The organism is Nonomuraea sp. NPDC049758 (assembly GCF_040674635.1).
Lineage (GTDB): Bacteria > Actinomycetota > Actinomycetes > Streptosporangiales > Streptosporangiaceae > Nonomuraea.
This window is the reverse complement of record NZ_JBFAMZ010000003.1, coordinates 590,823-606,306: the sequence shown is the minus strand read 5'-3', so window position 1 is coordinate 606,306 and position 15,484 is coordinate 590,823. Positions and strand designations below refer to the sequence as shown.

13 protein-coding genes are annotated in these 15,484 nt (G+C 70.9%); 6 read left to right on the top strand and 7 right to left on the bottom strand.

Annotation, left to right across the window (positions count from 1 at the left end):
- Nucleotides 1-22: 22 nt before the first annotated feature.
- Nucleotides 23-367, bottom strand: a complete 345-nt coding sequence (locus tag AB0J46_RS10895) for a hypothetical protein (protein ID WP_352327808.1) — start codon at nt 365-367, stop codon at nt 23-25.
- A gap of 130 nt (nt 368-497) precedes the next feature.
- Here AB0J46_RS10895 and AB0J46_RS10890 point away from each other — a divergent pair, with 130 nt between their 5' ends.
- Nucleotides 498-1,094, top strand: a complete 597-nt coding sequence (locus AB0J46_RS10890; protein ID WP_364329377.1) for a DUF1707 and DUF4870 domain-containing protein — start codon at nt 498-500, stop codon at nt 1,092-1,094.
- Nucleotides 1,095-2,502: 1,408 nt separating this feature from the next.
- Here AB0J46_RS10890 and AB0J46_RS10885 read toward each other — a convergent pair.
- From AB0J46_RS10885 to AB0J46_RS10870, 4 genes are all read right to left on the bottom strand, one after another.
- A complete protein-coding gene (locus AB0J46_RS10885) occupies nt 2,503-3,300 on the bottom strand; it encodes a septal ring lytic transglycosylase RlpA family protein (RefSeq protein WP_364329374.1) in 798 nt (265 codons plus the stop codon).
- 848 nt (nt 3,301-4,148) lie between these two features.
- Complete coding sequence (locus tag AB0J46_RS10880) at nt 4,149-5,672, bottom strand: ATP-dependent DNA ligase (RefSeq protein ID WP_364329371.1); 1,524 nt, start codon at nt 5,670-5,672, stop codon at nt 4,149-4,151.
- A 109-nt stretch (nt 5,673-5,781) separates the two neighbouring features.
- Complete coding sequence (locus AB0J46_RS10875) at nt 5,782-6,156, bottom strand: FKBP-type peptidyl-prolyl cis-trans isomerase (RefSeq protein WP_352357863.1); 375 nt, start codon at nt 6,154-6,156, stop codon at nt 5,782-5,784.
- Between the two features lie 139 nt (nt 6,157-6,295).
- Nucleotides 6,296-7,735: a GuaB1 family IMP dehydrogenase-related protein gene (locus tag AB0J46_RS10870; protein ID WP_357965821.1), complete on the bottom strand. Its 1,440-nt coding sequence runs from the start codon at nt 7,733-7,735 to the stop codon at nt 6,296-6,298.
- Nucleotides 7,736-7,831: 96 nt separating this feature from the next.
- On the opposite strand from AB0J46_RS10870, the gene AB0J46_RS10865 reads away from it, so the two are divergent.
- Complete coding sequence (locus AB0J46_RS10865) at nt 7,832-8,284, top strand: effector binding domain-containing protein (RefSeq protein ID WP_364329368.1); 453 nt, start codon at nt 7,832-7,834, stop codon at nt 8,282-8,284.
- 22 nt (nt 8,285-8,306) lie between these two features.
- Here AB0J46_RS10865 and AB0J46_RS10860 read toward each other — a convergent pair whose 3' ends face one another.
- Nucleotides 8,307-8,825 (bottom strand): helix-turn-helix domain-containing protein, encoded by a 519-nt coding sequence (locus AB0J46_RS10860; protein WP_364329365.1) that lies wholly within the window; start codon nt 8,823-8,825, stop codon nt 8,307-8,309.
- Between the two features lie 82 nt (nt 8,826-8,907).
- Here AB0J46_RS10860 and AB0J46_RS10855 point away from each other — a divergent pair, with 82 nt between their 5' ends.
- Nucleotides 8,908-10,134, top strand: a complete 1,227-nt coding sequence (locus AB0J46_RS10855) for an FAD-dependent monooxygenase (RefSeq protein ID WP_364329362.1) — start codon at nt 8,908-8,910, stop codon at nt 10,132-10,134.
- A gap of 7 nt (nt 10,135-10,141) precedes the next feature.
- Here AB0J46_RS10855 and AB0J46_RS10850 read toward each other — a convergent pair whose 3' ends face one another.
- Nucleotides 10,142-11,263, bottom strand: a complete 1,122-nt coding sequence (locus AB0J46_RS10850) for a CaiB/BaiF CoA-transferase family protein (RefSeq protein ID WP_358284127.1) — start codon at nt 11,261-11,263, stop codon at nt 10,142-10,144.
- Nucleotides 11,264-11,484: 221 nt separating this feature from the next.
- Between AB0J46_RS10850 and AB0J46_RS10845 the strand changes: the two genes are divergently transcribed.
- The 3 genes from AB0J46_RS10845 (at nt 11,485) to AB0J46_RS10835 (ending at nt 15,483) form a co-directional block, all read left to right on the top strand.
- Nucleotides 11,485-13,023: a serine/threonine-protein kinase gene (locus AB0J46_RS10845; protein WP_364329359.1), complete on the top strand. Its 1,539-nt coding sequence runs from the start codon at nt 11,485-11,487 to the stop codon at nt 13,021-13,023.
- Nucleotides 13,020-14,003, top strand: a complete 984-nt coding sequence (locus AB0J46_RS10840; RefSeq protein ID WP_352357849.1) for a 2-hydroxyacid dehydrogenase — start codon at nt 13,020-13,022, stop codon at nt 14,001-14,003. The genes AB0J46_RS10845 and AB0J46_RS10840 overlap by 4 nt, the downstream gene beginning before the upstream one ends.
- Nucleotides 14,004-14,133: 130 nt before the next feature.
- On the top strand, nt 14,134-15,483 hold the full coding sequence (locus AB0J46_RS10835) for an FAD-binding oxidoreductase (RefSeq protein ID WP_364329616.1): 1,350 nt from the start codon (nt 14,134-14,136) through the stop codon (nt 15,481-15,483).
- The last annotated feature ends 1 nt before the right edge of the window (nt 15,484 follow it).

Here is a 15,484-nt window from a genome sequence, read left to right as displayed (position 1 = left end):
ACCAGCACCCTTCCCGCCGGAACTACAGGCTGCCTTCTTCGCGGCGCCGGCGCTCGTTGTAAGCACGCATCCGAGGGGGATAGCCCGTCAGCTGCACGTCGTACACCGGTAACGCCAGGTCTCGGGCCACCTTGTGGATCACCGCGGGCGACCCGACCCTGCGCCTGGTCCACTCGCCGTCGTCGGCCACCGCCACAGCGGTCGTGTCGGTGGCGAACGTCTCAGGCTCGACGTAGAACTCGACGCCACGCCGCGAACGTGCGAAGGCGATGAGCGCTTCGATGTCGGCATCGGTCGCCTCGCGGTCGAACCGCGCGATCTTCTGCCCGCGCAGCCGACGGATACCGTAGCGGTCTCGCCATCTCATGGATCCTTTTTATACCGTCCGGAGCGCCGGTGTCGGGGATGATCTCGGGGACAGCTCGGGGTTTCTCCCGATGGCACGTCCGGCTCCGAGGACGCAGTATGAAAGTTGACTGCCGATTCCAAGGAGAGGCATGACCATCATGGCTGGGGTACCCAAGACCCCCGGGCCGGGACAGGTGCCGCCAGCTCATCTGCGCGTCACCCACCAGGACCGAGAGCACGTCGTCGAGCACGTCAAGGCTGCCTACGCGGAGGGCCGCTTCGACAAGCTGGAGTTCGACGACCGGCTGGAACGCGCGATGACCGCGCGTACGCACGGCGACCTGATGCCCATCATGAACGAGCTGTACGGGACGATGGCGGTGCCGAGATTCGCGCCGCCGATGCCCCGGCCGGTCCGTCCGGAACGGGCTCCGGAGAGCAACGAACGCGTCCAGGCCGCCCTCGGCCACTTGCTGATGGCCATCGGGATCCCGGTGGTGGGCCCGTTGATCCTGCTGCTCACGGCGGCCAAGACCTCTCCGTACCTGCGGCGGCAGGCGCTGGAGGCCCTGAACTTCCAGCTCACCGTGGTGGGGGCGAGTTGCATCCTGCCGCTCACCGTCATCGGCATCGTGCTGCTGCCGGTGATCTGGGTCGGCGCCGTCGTCCTGGGCATCGTCGGTGGCATCTCGGCCCTGGCCGAGAGCAGCTTCCGCTACCCGCTGACGGTCCGCCTGGTCAAGTAACGCTTCCCGGCAGCACGCGGGGGAGCCTGCTCTCGACGAAACGGCGGCGTGCGCACGGGTTGGAGAAAGCCGACGCGCAGCGGCGGCTAGTAGACGGACACGCGGATCGCAGATGCGGGGCCTCGCGGGTACCGGATATCGGGGGGATATCCGAGAGGTGGATCGCGACGTCCGAGGATCTGGATCAGGACCAAGCGATGTAGAGGCCCGGGGACCTCAGATCGGGCCCAAAGGATGTCGGGGGACGGCCCAGGAATCGCGGGGGACCGGGGATCCGGGCACGCGGTACCGGGACTAATGGACGTCGGGGGACGTCCGGGGACATCGGGGGCGCCCCCGGGAAATCGTGATCCGGGGATTTCGGGTCGGGAGGCCTGAGGGATCACGGGATCGGTACCTCGCCGGGGTATCCGAGGATGCGGGTGGACGGGGGCTGTCGGGTTGAGGGCCCCGAGGTATCAGGCCCGCGACCGGGGAGCGGGACCGAGGGATGTTGGGGGGACATTTGGCAATGCCAAGTGCCCGGAGACTCGGGTCGGGGGCCCGAAATATCTGAACCGCGGTGTCAGGACTGCGATCGGGGAGCCGTCCGGGACCGGACCTGTGGGACGTCGGGGGACGTCCGGGGAGGGCGGGGATCGGGGAGATCCGAATCCGGGGCCCGCGGTATCGGGACTTAGGGACGTCGGGGGCGTCCCTGGGGAATCGGGGTGCGGGGGTTTCGGGTCGGGGGCCCGAGGTGTCGAAACCGTGGCGTCGGGACTGGGACCGGGGAGCCGTCTGGGAGCGAGCCTGCGGGATGTCGGGGGACGTCCGGGAATGGCGGGGGATCGGGACCCGGAGATCTGGAGCGTGGGACGTCGGGGGCGTCCCTGGGGAATCGGGGTGGGGGATTTCGGGTCGGGGCCCGAGCCATCGAAACTGCGGTATCGAGACCGCGATCGAAGAGACGTCCGGGGGCCGGGGCGAGGGATGTTGAGGGACGTCTGGGAAGAGCAGGGGGCAGAAGGGGCGGATCGCGGGCCGCGGTAACGGCCCGGGGATGTCGGTGATGTCGGGAACCAGTTGTCCAACCAGTCCTCCAGGCATCCCGGTCGCAGCTCCTGGACATCCGGCGGGCCCAGTCCTCGGGTTCCAGCCCTCGGGGCATTCCGGTCGCAGCCCCGACATTCCGGGTTCGGTCCCCCCGGACGACCGATGCCCGTCCCCCGAACACCTCGATCCCGATGTCGCGGTTCCAATCCCTTGGCTCCCGGCCCGCCGGTAGAGACCGGCGATCGGGGCTGGGATGTTGGCAGCCAGGATCGGCGTAATTGTGGGATTCGTGGGGGGCGGTGTTGGGGGAGGGCCCGGCCCGCCCCCAGGGGACGAATGAGCGGGGGCGGGGCCGAGGAGAGACCGAACGCGGTCAGCGGGCCAGGACTTCGTAGCGGACGGTCATCACGCCCGAGCCCAGGCTGCCGATCGCGTCGAACGCGGCCCTGGAGAGGTCGAGGCACCGGCCGCCCACATACGGGCCGCGGTCGTTGATGCGTACGGTGACCGACGAGCCGTTGCGCGGGTTGGTGACGCGGACGCGGCTGCCCAGCGGAAGGGTCTTGTGCGCGGCGGTCATGGCGGAGGGGTTGAAGCGTTCGCCGCTGGCCGTCATCTGGGGCTCGCCGTAGTACGAGGCGCCACACGTCCCGGAGGACAGGACGCGGACCTTCGGCTTCGTGGCCCGGAGCTTGACCGGCTTGACGGTCTTGGTCGTCTTCTTCGCCGAGTCGGACGTTGCAGCCTCGGATGCCGCCGTGTCGGACGAGGCCGTGTCGGAGGCCGACGTTTCGGTGGCGTCGGGCCGGGCGGCGGCGGGGGCCTTCGGCGCCGGGTTGGCGCCGTGAGGGGAGTTCGGGACGCTCTTCGCGCTCGGCCCCGAAGCGGTGGAGGTCGAGGCGCTGGGGCTCGAAGCCGTGGGAACCGGGGTGATGGTCCTGGTCTGGGAGGCGTTGGCCGCGACCGCCGGGTTGGGGGTGCCGGTGGAGGTGGTCGCCGTGGCGGCGTCCTTGGCGGCGGTGGTGCCGGGGGCGTCGTTGCCGACGGCGGCCCAGGCGGTGGTCGAGGCGGCGGCCACTACGGCGGCCCCGGCGGCGATGGCGGTCCAGCGGCGCTTGCCCGGGGAGAGCTTGCGGTCGTTGGGGGACGATTTGTGGGAGTGCTGGCCCAAGGTAAACCACGGTCCTAGCTAGGGGACAGGAAAGGGAAAGGCCAGGTCATGGGGGGTGTGAGGCGTGTGACGGCCTGTCCGCCCGCAAGGGATGGGGGATCCGGCGGGCGAGGACGAACATATGCGACAAACAGCAGGTAAAGACAACTTAATGCGACATACAGTGACATATCTCACTTAAGGGCGCAAGAGGCCCAGAACGCCGAGCGTACGCCGAGGATCTTGGGGTTTCCGAAGAACGACAGAACTCGTCTAACACCACGCCTCGGGCCAACCCGACCGCAGCCCACAAACGGGCCAACTTGATCTAAGGCCGCAACCGGGCCGCCTTGATCTAAGGCCGAAACCGGGCCGACCTGATCCAAGGTCGCGAACGGCCCAACCCGCCCCTCAGGTCGAGACCGAGGGACTCCGCCTCACGCCATGAACAGCAGAACCCGGCGACAAGACGGCCACCCCGCTCCTCGCCGCTGCACTCGCCGCGGTGCCTGTTCTTGGGTGTGCAGTCCATTCGAGGAGGGTGTGCGGGGGGCAAGGCGGGAACTCCGTGCTCGCCAGCCTTCGCGCGTTGCTGCGCCTGTTCGCGGGTGTGCAGTCCGTCCTGGGAGGGGGTGTGGGAAGGCGGTAGCAAGGCGAGCAGTCCCTGCTCGCCTGCTCTTGAGGTGTGCAGTCTGTCCGGCAGCGTGTGCAGGGGGTCTGGTGGCAAGGTGGAGCGGCGGTCGTTGGGGCGGACGGGTAAGGCGTTCGGGAGGGCGTGCAAGGGGAAGCGATGGCAGCGCCGGGTGACCCCTCGCCTACCTTCACGGGCCGGGCTCCTACGCTGCGGATGTGCAGGCCGGCAGGTGGGGTCAGAGCATGAGGGAGCGGACGGTGGCGACGGTGTCGGCGTCCTCGGGGCGTTTGTCCGGACGGTAGCGCAGCACCCGGGCGAACCGCAGTGCCATCCCCCCGGGGTAGCGCGGCGAACGCTGCACGCCGTCGAAGGCGATCTCCACCACCAGTTCGGGCCGCAGCTTGACCGCCCATTCGTCGGTGGGGCCGTCGGCGAGTTCGAGGAAGCGTTCGGTCTGCCAGGCCAGCAGCTCGTCGGTGAGCCCCTTGAACGTCTTGCCGAGCATGACGAACCCGCCCTCGGGGTCGCGCGCGCCCAGATGCAGGTTGGACAGCTTGCCCTCGCGCCGGCCATGGCCCCACTCGGCCGCCAGGACGACCAGGTCGAGCGTGTGCCGGGGCTTGACCTTGATCCAGCCCGCGCCGCGCCGGCCGGCCGCGTACGGCGAGGACAGGGACTTCACCACCAGGCCCTCGTGGCCCGCCTTGACCACGTCGGTGAAGAACTTCTCCGCCTCGGCCACGTCGGCGGTGATCAGCCGTGGCGTCAGCAGTCCGAGCGGGACGGCGCGGGCCAGGGCTTCCTGGCGCTGCGAGTACGGCAGGTCGAGCAGGTCGGCGCCGTCGGCGCGCAGCGCGTCGAAGAAGAACACGCTGAGCGGGGTCTGCTCGCGCAGCCTGGCGACGTCGGTCTTGCTGGAGACGCGGCTCGCGGTCACCTGGAACGGGTGGGGACGCCCGTCCGGCCGCAGCGCGAGGACCTCGCCGTCGAGCACCAGGTCGGCGGAGTCGAGCCCGAGCACCGCCTCGACCAGCTCGGGAACCTGCGCGGTGATGTCGTCGAGGGTGCGGGTGAAGACCCGCACCTGCGTGCCCGAGCGGTGGGCCTGCACGCGTACGCCGTCGAGCTTCCACTCCAGGGACGCGGGCGAACCGGCCTTGTCCAGCGCGGCGGCCACGTTGGGCGCGCTGCCGGCGAGCATGGGGGAGACCGGCCGCCCCACCTCCAGCTTGAACGCGTGCAGCGCCGCCACGCCGCCCGTCAGCGCCGCCGCGCCCACGGCGGGCAGCCAGCCGCGCAGGGTGAGCGCCCGCCGCACGTCGGCCGACGGCGCGCCGGACGCCTTGGCCAGCGCTTCGATCATCACGCCGTCGAGGGCGCCCTGGCGCAGCTCGCCGTTGAGCAGCCTGCGCATGAACTGCTGCTCCTGGCTGGTCAGCCCGGCGAACAGCTCGGCGACCAGCGCTCTGCGCGCCGCCTGCGAGCCGGGGCCGGAGACGGCCTTGATCCGGGTCAGCAGCGCGTCGACGGTCGTGAGGGTGGCGGTTGCGGCGAGTTTGGGCTGCGGGACGTCCTCCAGTGAGCGCCAGCCCACGCCGATCTGGCGCTGCGGCAGGTCGCCCGACAGGTAGGCGATGGCGATCTCCGCCTCGTCCGGGCCGACCCGGGCGAGCAGTTCGGCCAGATGCCCGACCTTGCCCAGCCGTGCGGAGGTGCGCGTCACCGCGTCGGAGGTCCGGACCACGTCGATCAGAAGCACACCGCTATCGTGCCTCACCACGCCGACATTTCCCCACCCGATATGTCCCGGGTTTTTCAAAGCAGGGGTAGCCGGGCGGACCGCCGTCGGCGGCCCGCCCGTTCCCGGTCTAGCTGACGCCGAGCAGGTCGACCACGAAGATCAGCGTCTCGCCGCCCTTGATGCGCGGCGGCGCGCCGCGGTCGCCGTAACCGAGGTGCGGCGGGATGACCAGCTTGCGACGGCCGCCGACCTTCATCCCGGCGACCCCGCGGTCCCAGCCAGCGATGACGCGGCCGCCCCCGAGCGGGAACTCGAACGCCTGGCCGCGGTTCCACGACGCGTCGAACTCCTCCCCGGACGAGAACGAGACACCCACGTAGTGGACGCTGACGTTGTGGCCCGGCTTGGCCTCGGGGCCAGTGCCTTCGACGAGGTCGACGATCTCCAGGTCGGCGGGCGGGTTGCCCTCGGGGAAGTCGATCTCGGGCTTCTCGAGTGCCACGAATGTGCTCCTGTTGACGATGACAATAACCCGACGACTCTATGCCGTCGGGGTGCGGCCGTCGTTCATGCCCGCCCTTTTCTCCCGGCGCCGGGCCGCCCGAAGCCGGGAGAAAGGGCACGTCACCGGCGCCGGTTGATCACCAGCTCTGGTGCAGCGGCATGCCCTCGGCGTAGCCGGAGGAGCTCTGGATGCCGACGACGGCCTGCTGGTGGAACTCCTCGAGGTTCGCCGCGCCCGCGTACGTGCACGACGATCGCAGGCCCGCGACGATCCCGTCGATCTGGTCCTCCACGCTGGGCCGCTTGGGGTCGAGGTACATGCGCGAGGTCGAGATGCCCTCCTCGAACAGCGCCTTCCTGGCCCGGTCGTAGGCGGAGTCCTCGGCCGTCCTGAGCCGTACGGCGCGGGAGGAGGCCATGCCGAAGTTCTCCTTGTACTTGCGCCCGTCGGCGTCGGTGCGGGCGTCGCCGGGCGACTCGTACGTGCCGGCGAACCACGAGCCGATCATGACGTTGGACGCCCCGGCCGCCAGCGCGAGGGCCACGTCGCGGGGATGCCGGACGCCGCCGTCCGCCCAGACGTGCCTGCCGAGCCGGCGGGCCTCGGCCGAGCATTCGAGCACCGCCGAGAACTGCGGCCGCCCGACGCCGGTCATCATCCGCGTGGTGCACATGGCGCCCGGGCCCACGCCGACCTTGAGGATGTCGGCCCCGGCCTCGACCAGGTCGCGCACGCCCTCGGCGGTCACCACGTTGCCCGCCGCGACCGGCACGCCGGGGTCGAGCGCCCGGACGGCGCGCAGGGCGGCGATCATCTTCTCCTGGTGGCCGTGGGCGGTGTCCACGACCAGGCAGTCGGCCCCGGCCTCCAGCAGCTCCTTGGCCTTGGCGGCGACGTCGCCGTTCACGCCGACGGCCGCGGCGATGCGCAGGCGGCCCTGGGCGTCGAGCGCGGGCTGGTAGAGGGTGGCCCGCAGCGCGCCCGTGCGGGTGAGGATGCCGACCAGCCGGCCCTCGTCGTCCACGATGGGCGCGAGGCGGTGGCGGCCCTCGTGCAGGCGGTCGAAGGCGCCGCGCGGGTCGAGTCCGGCGGGCAGCGTGAGCAGCTCGCTCGACATGACCTCGGACAGCTGCGTGTACATGTCCACGCCCTGGCAGTCGGCCTCGGTCACCACGCCGACGGGCCGGTTGTCCCAGTCGACGACGATGACCGCGTTGTGGGCGCGCTTGGGCAGCAGTTGCAGCGCCTCGCCCACGGTGTCGTGCGGGGTGAGGGTGAGCGGCGTGTCGTGGACCAGGTCGCGCTTCTTGACCCAGTCGACCACGTCGGCGACGACGTCGAGGGGGATGTCCTGGGGGATCACGGTGATCCCGCCGCGGCGGGCCACGGTCTCGGCCATGCGGCGGCCGGCGACCGCGGTCATGTTGGCGACGACGACGGGGATCGTGGTGCCCGTGCCGTCGTTCGTGGAGAGGTCGACCGCGAGCCGCGATCCGACCGAGGAGCGCGACGGCACCATGAACACGTCGCTGTAAGTCAAATCGTAACGAGGCTCTTGGTCGTTGAGAAACTTCACGTTCATCCATCTTATGGGGTGACAGGTCCAACAAGGGGTTTCCCCCGTTCTCCGGGGCTTATGATCGGCCGGGGACACATTTGGGGGAGGTAAGTCGTGGACATCGTCGAACGGGCCGAGCTGACCGTCGTGGGCTTCGCCGTACGCACGACGAACGCCGACGAGGCGGATCCGGCGCGGGCCGCGCTGCCCACGCTGTGGCAGCGGGCGGGCGCGCCGGGGGCCTTCGCGCACGTGCCGGGCCGCATCGACGAGAACCTCTACGCGGTGCTGACCGACTACGAGAGCGACCACACCGGCGCCTACACGCAGATCGTCGGCATCGGCGTGCGCACGGTGCCGCGCCTGCCCGAGGGCATGGTGGCGGTGCGAGTGCCGGCCGCCAAGTCGATCCGGCTGGCGGCCCGCGGGCAGCTGCCGCAGGCGCTGATCGAGGCGTGGCAGCAGGTGTGGCAGCACACCGAGTCGGGCGGCCAGCCCTCCCGCGCCTTCACCACGGACCTGGAGGTCCATCACTTCGAGGGCGCCGACCTCTACGTGGCCGTCTAGGCCCGAGTCCGGGCCCGAGGAGTCACAGGCCGAGCGCCTCGGCCGCCGCCGCGACGGCCGTCGGCTTGACCTCCTCCAGGGGGAGGCCGGCGTACTCGACCGTGCAGTCGGCCATGCCGCCGAGCGCCAGTGTGGCGCGGATCTGCTGGGCCCGCGTGAGGTCGGGGCCGAGCAGCAGGGCGATCAGCTCGCGCCGCCATTCGAACATGCGCTGACCCAGGTCGAGGTAGGCCAGGATCGAGATGTCGCGCACCATCATCCCGGTCACGTCGCGGTGGCGCCACATGAGCTCGAAGTAGTCGTCGAGCAGCGCGCGCGGGTCGCCGGGCTCCTGCCTGGCGGCGAAGCGCTCGAAGTCCTCCACCAGCGGCTGCACGATGCTGCGCACCAGGTCGTCGCGTGAGGCGAAGTGGTAGTAGAGCGCTGGCTTGGTGATGCCCAGCCGGTCGGAGATCTGGCGCAGGCTGGTGTTCTGCACGCCCTGCTCGGCGAACAGCTCGCGGGCCACCGCCTGGATACGGGACTTGGTGTCACTGGGCATGCCTGAAGTTTATCCCTTACCTACCGTTAAGTAAGGACGCGTGCTAGCGTGCACTTACCAACCGTTAAGTAAGGAGGGGGCCATGAAGGTCCTCGTCTCGGGCGCCAGCGTCACCGGGCCGGTGCTGGCGTACTGGCTGACCAGGTACGGCTTCGAGGTCACGGTCGTCGAACGCGCCCCGGCGCTCAGGAAGTCGGGCGGCCACGCGGTGGACCTGTTCCGGCCCGCCATGGACATCGTCGAGAAGATGGGCCTCCTGGAGCCGGTCATGGCGAAGAAGACCGGCACCGACTGGCTCCGGGTCCACCGCGAGGGCCGGGCGCGGCCCGTGGAGCTGGAGCTGCGCCGCGTCCTCACCGCCGTCTCCGACCGGCACATCGAGATCATGCGCGACGACCTGAGCGAGGTCTTCCACGAGGCCACCCGGCACGACGCCGCCTACGTCTTCGGCGACTCCATCGCCTCGATCGCCGAGGACGGCGAGGTGCGCTTCGACAGCGGCCGGCAGGACCGCTTCGACCTGGTGATCGGCGCCGACGGGCTGCACTCCAACGTGCGCCGCCTGACCTTCGGCCCCGAGGAGCGCTTCGCCACCTGGATCGGCGCGTACCTCGCCGTCGCCTCCGTCCCCAATTTCCTGGGCCTCGACGGCCGGATGGAGGCCCTGGCGGGCGAGGGCTACATGGCCGCCGTCTACAGCGCCGCGCACATGGACGACGCCCGGGCCGGCTTCCTGTTCAGGACGCCGGAGCCGCTCGACTACCACTACCGGGACGTGGCCCGGCAGAAGGAACTGCTGCGCGAGCGGTTCGGCGGCCTCGGCTGGCAGGTCCCCAGGATCCTGGACGAGGTGGACCGCACCTCCGCCTTCTACTTCGACTCCATCACCCAGCTCAGGCTCGACTCCTGGTCGCGCGGCCGGGTGACGCTGGCCGGCGACGCCGGTTACTGCCCGGGCCCGGCCGTGGGCGGCAGCACGAGCCTGGCGGTCGTGGGGGCGTACGTGCTGGCGGGCGAGCTGGCCGCGCACGGCGGCGACCACCGCACGGCCTACCCCGCCTACGAGGCCGAGATCGGCGAGTACGTGCGCCGCAGCCGCGCCTTCGCCCGCCGCGCGGCCAGGGGGATCGTCCCCGGGAGCCGCTTCGACGTGTGGGCGCTCACCCAGGGCATCCGCCTGGTCAACCACCTGCCGGTCGCCCTCACCAGGGCCGCGACCAAGATCAGCAGCAAGGGGGTGCGCCTGCACGACTCGATCCGGCTCAAGGACTACGCCGCCCACGCGCGCCCGGCAATGCCCCGCCCCTGACGAGGGCTCAGGCCAGCACGCCCTGCTCCCGCAACTTCTCCGCCTCCGCCGCCGGCAGCCCCCACGCGGACAGGTCCGTGAGGCGGGTGGCCGGCGACAGGTCGGGGTCCGGCACGCCGAGCAGGCGCGGCGCGGGCACCGGATGGGTCACGCCGCCGACCTCGGCGAACGTGCCCCGGGCGACGTTGTGCGGATGCCGCGCGGCCTCGGCCATGGACAGGACGGGCGAGACGCAGGCGTCCGAGCCCTCGAACAGGGCCTCCCACTCGGCACGGGTGCGCTTGGCGAACTCCTCGGCCAGCCGGGCCTTGAGCGCGGGCCACTGCGTCCTGTCGTTGCGGTCGGGCAGGCCGGTCAGGCCCATCAGGTTCACCATGGCGTCCCAGAACTGCGGTTCGAGCGAGCCGACGGCCAGGAAGCCGCCGTCGGCGGTCTCGTAGGTGTCGTACTGGGGGGCGCCGGTGTCGAGCAGGTTGGTGCCGCGCGGGCCCCAGAAGCCGCTCTGCGCGGCCTGGTAGAACATCGAGAAGAGCAGGGCGGCGCCGTCCACCATGGCGGCGTCGATCACCCGGCCCTTCCCGGTGCGCTCGCGTTCGAACAGGGCCAGCAGCACGCCGTAGGCGAGCATGAGGCCGCCGCCGGCGAAGTCGCCGAGGATGTTGATCGGCGGGGTCGGCTTGCCGCCCTCGCGGCCGAGCATCGACAGCACGCCGGAGATCGCGATGTAGTCGATGTCGTGGCCGGCGGTGGGCGCGAGCGGGCCGTCCTGGCCCCAGCCGGTCATCCGGCCGTAGACCAGCCGCTCGTTCACCGCGTGCAGGTCGGCGGGGCCGATGCCGAGCCGTTCGGCGACGCCGGGACGGAAGACCTCGATCACCACGTCGGCGTTGCGGGCCAGCTCCTTGAAGGCGGCCACGCCCTCGGGCGACTTCAGGTCCAGGCCGATCGTCCGCTTGCCGCGGTCCATGACGTCCGTACGAGGCCGGTCGGAGACGGCCTGCACCCGGTCGACCCGCAGCACCTCGGCGCCGTGGTCGGCCAGCATCATCCCGGCGAACGGCCCCGGGGCCAGCCCCGCGAGCTCCAGCACGCGCACTCCGGCCAGCGGGCCGCCACTACCCTTCGACATGGACATCTCCTCGACAGTCGCACAGGCAAACGGTTGGCTTCACGGCTCCGAACCTGCCTCAGTAGAACAACATTCGGCAAGTCGTGGCAAGCGGCCTTTTGCGTCCTTCCCGCGAACTCGTGGGAGGTATGGGAAACTTGCCCACTGTTCGGGTGGTCTACAGATCGCCGGCGTCCAGCGGCTGTCTGCAGCAGGCGCTCGCGCCGCTACAGGGGTAGGACATGGTTTCGGAGAGCAACCGGCTTGTCGCCAGGCGCTACCAGTTACGGCGCGAACTGGGCCGCGGGGGTATGGGCGTCGTCTGGGAGGGTTACGACACGCTGCTCAACCGGCAGGTGGCCATCAAGGAGGTGCTGCTGCCCGAGGGGCTGTCGCCGGGCGAGCAGGAGCGCCACCTCATGCGCACCGCCCGCGAGGCCCGTACGGCGGCCAAGCTCAACCACCCCTCCGTGGTCGCGGTCTACGACGTGGTCGAGGAGGGCGGCCGGCCCTGGATCGTCATGGAGCTGGTCGCGCACCCCTCGCTCGAAGAGGTCGTGGCCACCTCGGGGGCCCTGCCCGTGCGGCAGGCGGCCGACGTGGGCCGCCAGGTGCTGTCGGCGCTCAGGGCCGCCCACGAGGCCGGGATCCTGCACAGGGACGTCAAGCCCGCCAACATCCTGCTCGCCGACGACGGCCGCGTGGTGCTGATGGACTTCGGCATCGCCACGGTCGAGGGCGACGCCTCGCTGACCAGGACCGGCATGGTGACCGGCTCGCCCAGCTTCCTGGCCCCCGAACGGGTGCGTGCGGACGAGGCCGGGCCGCCCTCCGACCTGTGGTCACTCGGCGCGACGCTGTTCGCCGCGATGGTCGGCCGCTCGCCCTTCGACCGCGGCGAGGCCATGGCGACGATCAACGCGCTGCTCAACGAGGAGCCCGACTACCGGCGCATCCCGCCGATCATGCACCCGATCCTGAAGGGCCTGCTGCGCAAGGAGCCCGCCGACCGGGTGGACGCCGAGGAGGCCGACCGGCTGCTCGCGGCCATCGAGGTGGCGGCCAAGCCCGCCTACACCGACCTGCCGGAGAAGAAGCCGGGCAGCGGGCGCGGGCGGGCCGTGCTGGCCGTGGCCGCCGCCGCCGTCGTGGTCGTCGCGGGCGGCGCGGTGGCCTACTTCAAGCTCGCCACGCCCGCCGAGGGCGCCCCGCGCACCGCCCAGCCGGCCGCCGCGGCCAGCCCGCTGAGCCCGTCACCCTCGCAGCAGCCCACGACGAGCCCGACGCCGTCGGCGACCCCCACGCCGACCGTGCGGCGGGTCCGCCCGGCCGTACGCGCGTGGACCTCGCGGGAGGGCTGGTCGATCCTGCGCCCGATCGGCTGGCGGGGCGCGATGCGCGAGTCCGTCACCGAGTGGACGCGCCGCGACGGCAACGCCCACCTCGGCGTGGAGGCCCTGTATTCCAGCCTGGACGCCAACCAGATCCTGCGCGACTCGGAGGAGACGCTGCGGCAGGAGGGCCAGGAGGTGATCAGCCGCGGCCGCCGCGTGGTCAACCACCGGGGCGTCAAGGCGGTCGAGTGGGAGTTCTCCTGGACCGCCGCCAGCGCCGCCGGCACCCACTGGATCAGGCCGGGCATGACCTACCACGAGGTGCGCCGCGCGGTGGTGTCCGGCGAGACGGCCTACATCCTGTCCTGGACGGTCGCCCAGGACCAGTGGCTGCGCAACAGGGCACTGATGCGACAGGTGATCGACAGCTTTACGGTGAAGGCATGAGCCCCTGGAACCTGCTCGCCCTGCCGCCGCTCCCCGAGGAGGCGACGCGCGGCCTGCTCGCCCCGCTCGGCGACCGGGTGACGGTCCGCGTGCCCGCCACCCGCGACCGGGCCGGGCTGCTGGCCGCGCTGCCCGAGGCCGAGATCGTGCTCGGCGACTGGACCTCCACGCTCGTGCTCGACGCCGAGGCGGTCAAGCACGCGCCCGCGCTGGCCTTCGTGCAGCAGCCCTCGGTGGGCGTCGACGGCCACGACCTGGCCGCCCTCGCCGAGGCCGGGGTGCCGCTGGCCAACACGCCGGGCGTCAGCGCCGTCGCGGTGTCGGAGTGGTGCCTGGCCGCCACGCTGTCGCTGTCGCGCCGGCTGGGGGCCGCCGACGCCGCCGTCCGCGCGGGGGAGTGGCCGCAGCAGGGCCTGCGCCCGCGCGAGCTGAGCGGCCGCCGGGTCGGCGTCGTCGGGTACGGCCCGATCGGCGAGAACTGCGTGCGCCTGTTCGGCGCCCTGGGCTGCGAGGTCTCCTACTGGACCAGGTCCCCGCGGCAGGCGCCCGGCCGCGCCGACCTGGAGACGCTGGTGGCCGGCAGCGACGTGCTGGTGGTGGTGATCGCGCTGTCGGAGGAGACCCGCGGGCTGATCGACCCGCGCCGCATGAAACAGGGCGCGCTGCTGGTCAACGCGGCCAGGGGCGGCGTCGTCGACCAGGCGGCGCTGGTCGCCGCGCTGCGCGACGGGCACCTCGGCGGGGCCGCGCTCGACGTGTTCGACACCGAGCCGCTGCCAGCCGGCGACCCGCTGCGCGATCTGCCGGACGTGCTGCTGTCGCCGCACGCCGCCGGGGTGACGCCCGAGGCGACGACGCGCCTGCTCACGGCCGTGCTGGACAACCTCACGGCGGCACTGGAGGGACGAGAGGTGCGTGCCGTGCTCAATGGGGTCTCACCCCTGGTTAGACGTAGATTTCCGCATTTGCCTGCCACATAGGCGTTTCACCTGGCACGATGAACAGTTTTCGTGTCTTTAACGACCCCGGTCTGTTCGAGCCGGGCTGCGGGAGATACGGTCTTACGGACGATCTCTACCAGCTCAAGGGGGTGCTTCCGTGACGACGACGATGTCGACACACCAACGGGCAGTAGAGCAGATCCGGCAGTCCTACGCCGAGATCCCCGGCGACGCCGCTCCCCGGTTGGCCAAGTCCACGTCCAACCTGTTCAGGTTCCGTGACGGAGGCAGGACGGCCAAGCTGTCGGCCAGAGACCTCGACGAGGTCATCAGCGTGGATCCGGCGACGATGACGGCCGAGGTCCAGGGCATGACCACCTACGAGCACCTCGTCGAGGCCACGTTGCCGCACGGCCTCATGCCGTACGTGGTGCCGCAGCTCAAGACGATCACGCTCGGCGGCGCCGTCACCGGCCTCGGCATCGAGTCGACCAGCTTCCGGGACGGCCTGCCGCACGAGTCGGTCGAGGAACTGGAGATCCTCACCGGCGACGGCCGCATCGTCGTGGCCCGTGACGACAACGAGCACCAGGATCTGTTCCGCGCCTTCCCCAACTCCTACGGGACGCTCGGCTACGCCCTGCGCATCCGGATCAAGCTCCGCAAGGTCCAGCCGTACGTGCACCTGACGCACATCAGGTTCACCGACGCGGCCAAGTGCATGCTGGCCATGCAGGAGATCTGCGACAGCATGGTGCACGACGGCGAGCAGGTCGACTTCGTGGACGGCGTCTTCTTCGACCCGGAGGAGATGTACATCACGCTGGGCCGCTTCGCCGACCGCGCGCCCTACGTCTCCGACTACACCGGCATGCGCATCTACTACCAGTCGATCAGGCAGCGCAGCCGCGACTGGCTGAGCATCCACGACTACCTGTGGCGCTGGGACACCGACTGGTTCTGGTGCTCGCGGGCGTTCGGCGTGCAGCAGCCGGTGGTCCGCTCGCTGATGCCGCGCCGCTGGATGCGCTCCGACGTCTACCGCAGGCTCGTGGCCCTCGACCGCCGGACCGGGCTGACCGCCCGCATCGACCGCTGGCGCGACCAGCCCGTCCAGGAGTCGGTCATCCAGGACGTCGAGGTGCCGGTCGAGCGCGGCGCGCAGTTCCTGGAGTTCTTCCACGACAAGGTGGGCATGACCCCCGTCTGGATGTGCCCGCTGCGGTCGAGCTCCCAGTGGCCGCTGTACCCGCTGGAGCCCGGGAAGCTCTACGTCAACTTCGGCTTCTGGGGCATGGTGCCGTTGCCGCGCGGCCAGTTCGACGGCTACTACAACAGGCTCATCGAGGACTCGGTACACGAGCTGGACGGCCACAAGTCGCTCTACTCGACCTCCTTCTACGCCCGTGAGCAGTTCTGGGAGCTGTACAACGGTGATGCTTATTGGCCGGTCAAGCGGGAATACGACCCGAACGGTCGCCTGCTGGACCTGTACGAAAAGTGTGTACGGGGAAGGTGAG

Bases quoted from the DNA above. Each gene is read 5' to 3' on its own strand.
- AB0J46_RS10890 (WP_364329377.1), top strand. From the start codon at position 498: ATGACCATCATGGCTGGGGTACCCAAGACCCCCGGGCCGGGACAGGTG.
- AB0J46_RS10860 (WP_364329365.1), bottom strand. From the start codon at position 8,825: ATGCCCAGTGACACCAAGTCCCGTATCCAGGCGGTGGCCCGCGAGCTG.
- AB0J46_RS10895 (WP_352327808.1), bottom strand. From the start codon at position 367: ATGAGATGGCGAGACCGCTACGGTATCCGTCGGCTGCGCGGGCAGAAG.
- AB0J46_RS10850 (WP_358284127.1), bottom strand. From the start codon at position 11,263: ATGTCGAAGGGTAGTGGCGGCCCGCTGGCCGGAGTGCGCGTGCTGGAG.
- AB0J46_RS10840 (WP_352357849.1), top strand. From the start codon at position 13,020: ATGAGCCCCTGGAACCTGCTCGCCCTGCCGCCGCTCCCCGAGGAGGCG.
- AB0J46_RS10855 (WP_364329362.1), top strand. From the start codon at position 8,908: ATGAAGGTCCTCGTCTCGGGCGCCAGCGTCACCGGGCCGGTGCTGGCG.
- AB0J46_RS10845 (WP_364329359.1), top strand. From the start codon at position 11,485: ATGGTTTCGGAGAGCAACCGGCTTGTCGCCAGGCGCTACCAGTTACGG.
- AB0J46_RS10835 (WP_364329616.1), top strand. From the start codon at position 14,134: ATGTCGACACACCAACGGGCAGTAGAGCAGATCCGGCAGTCCTACGCC.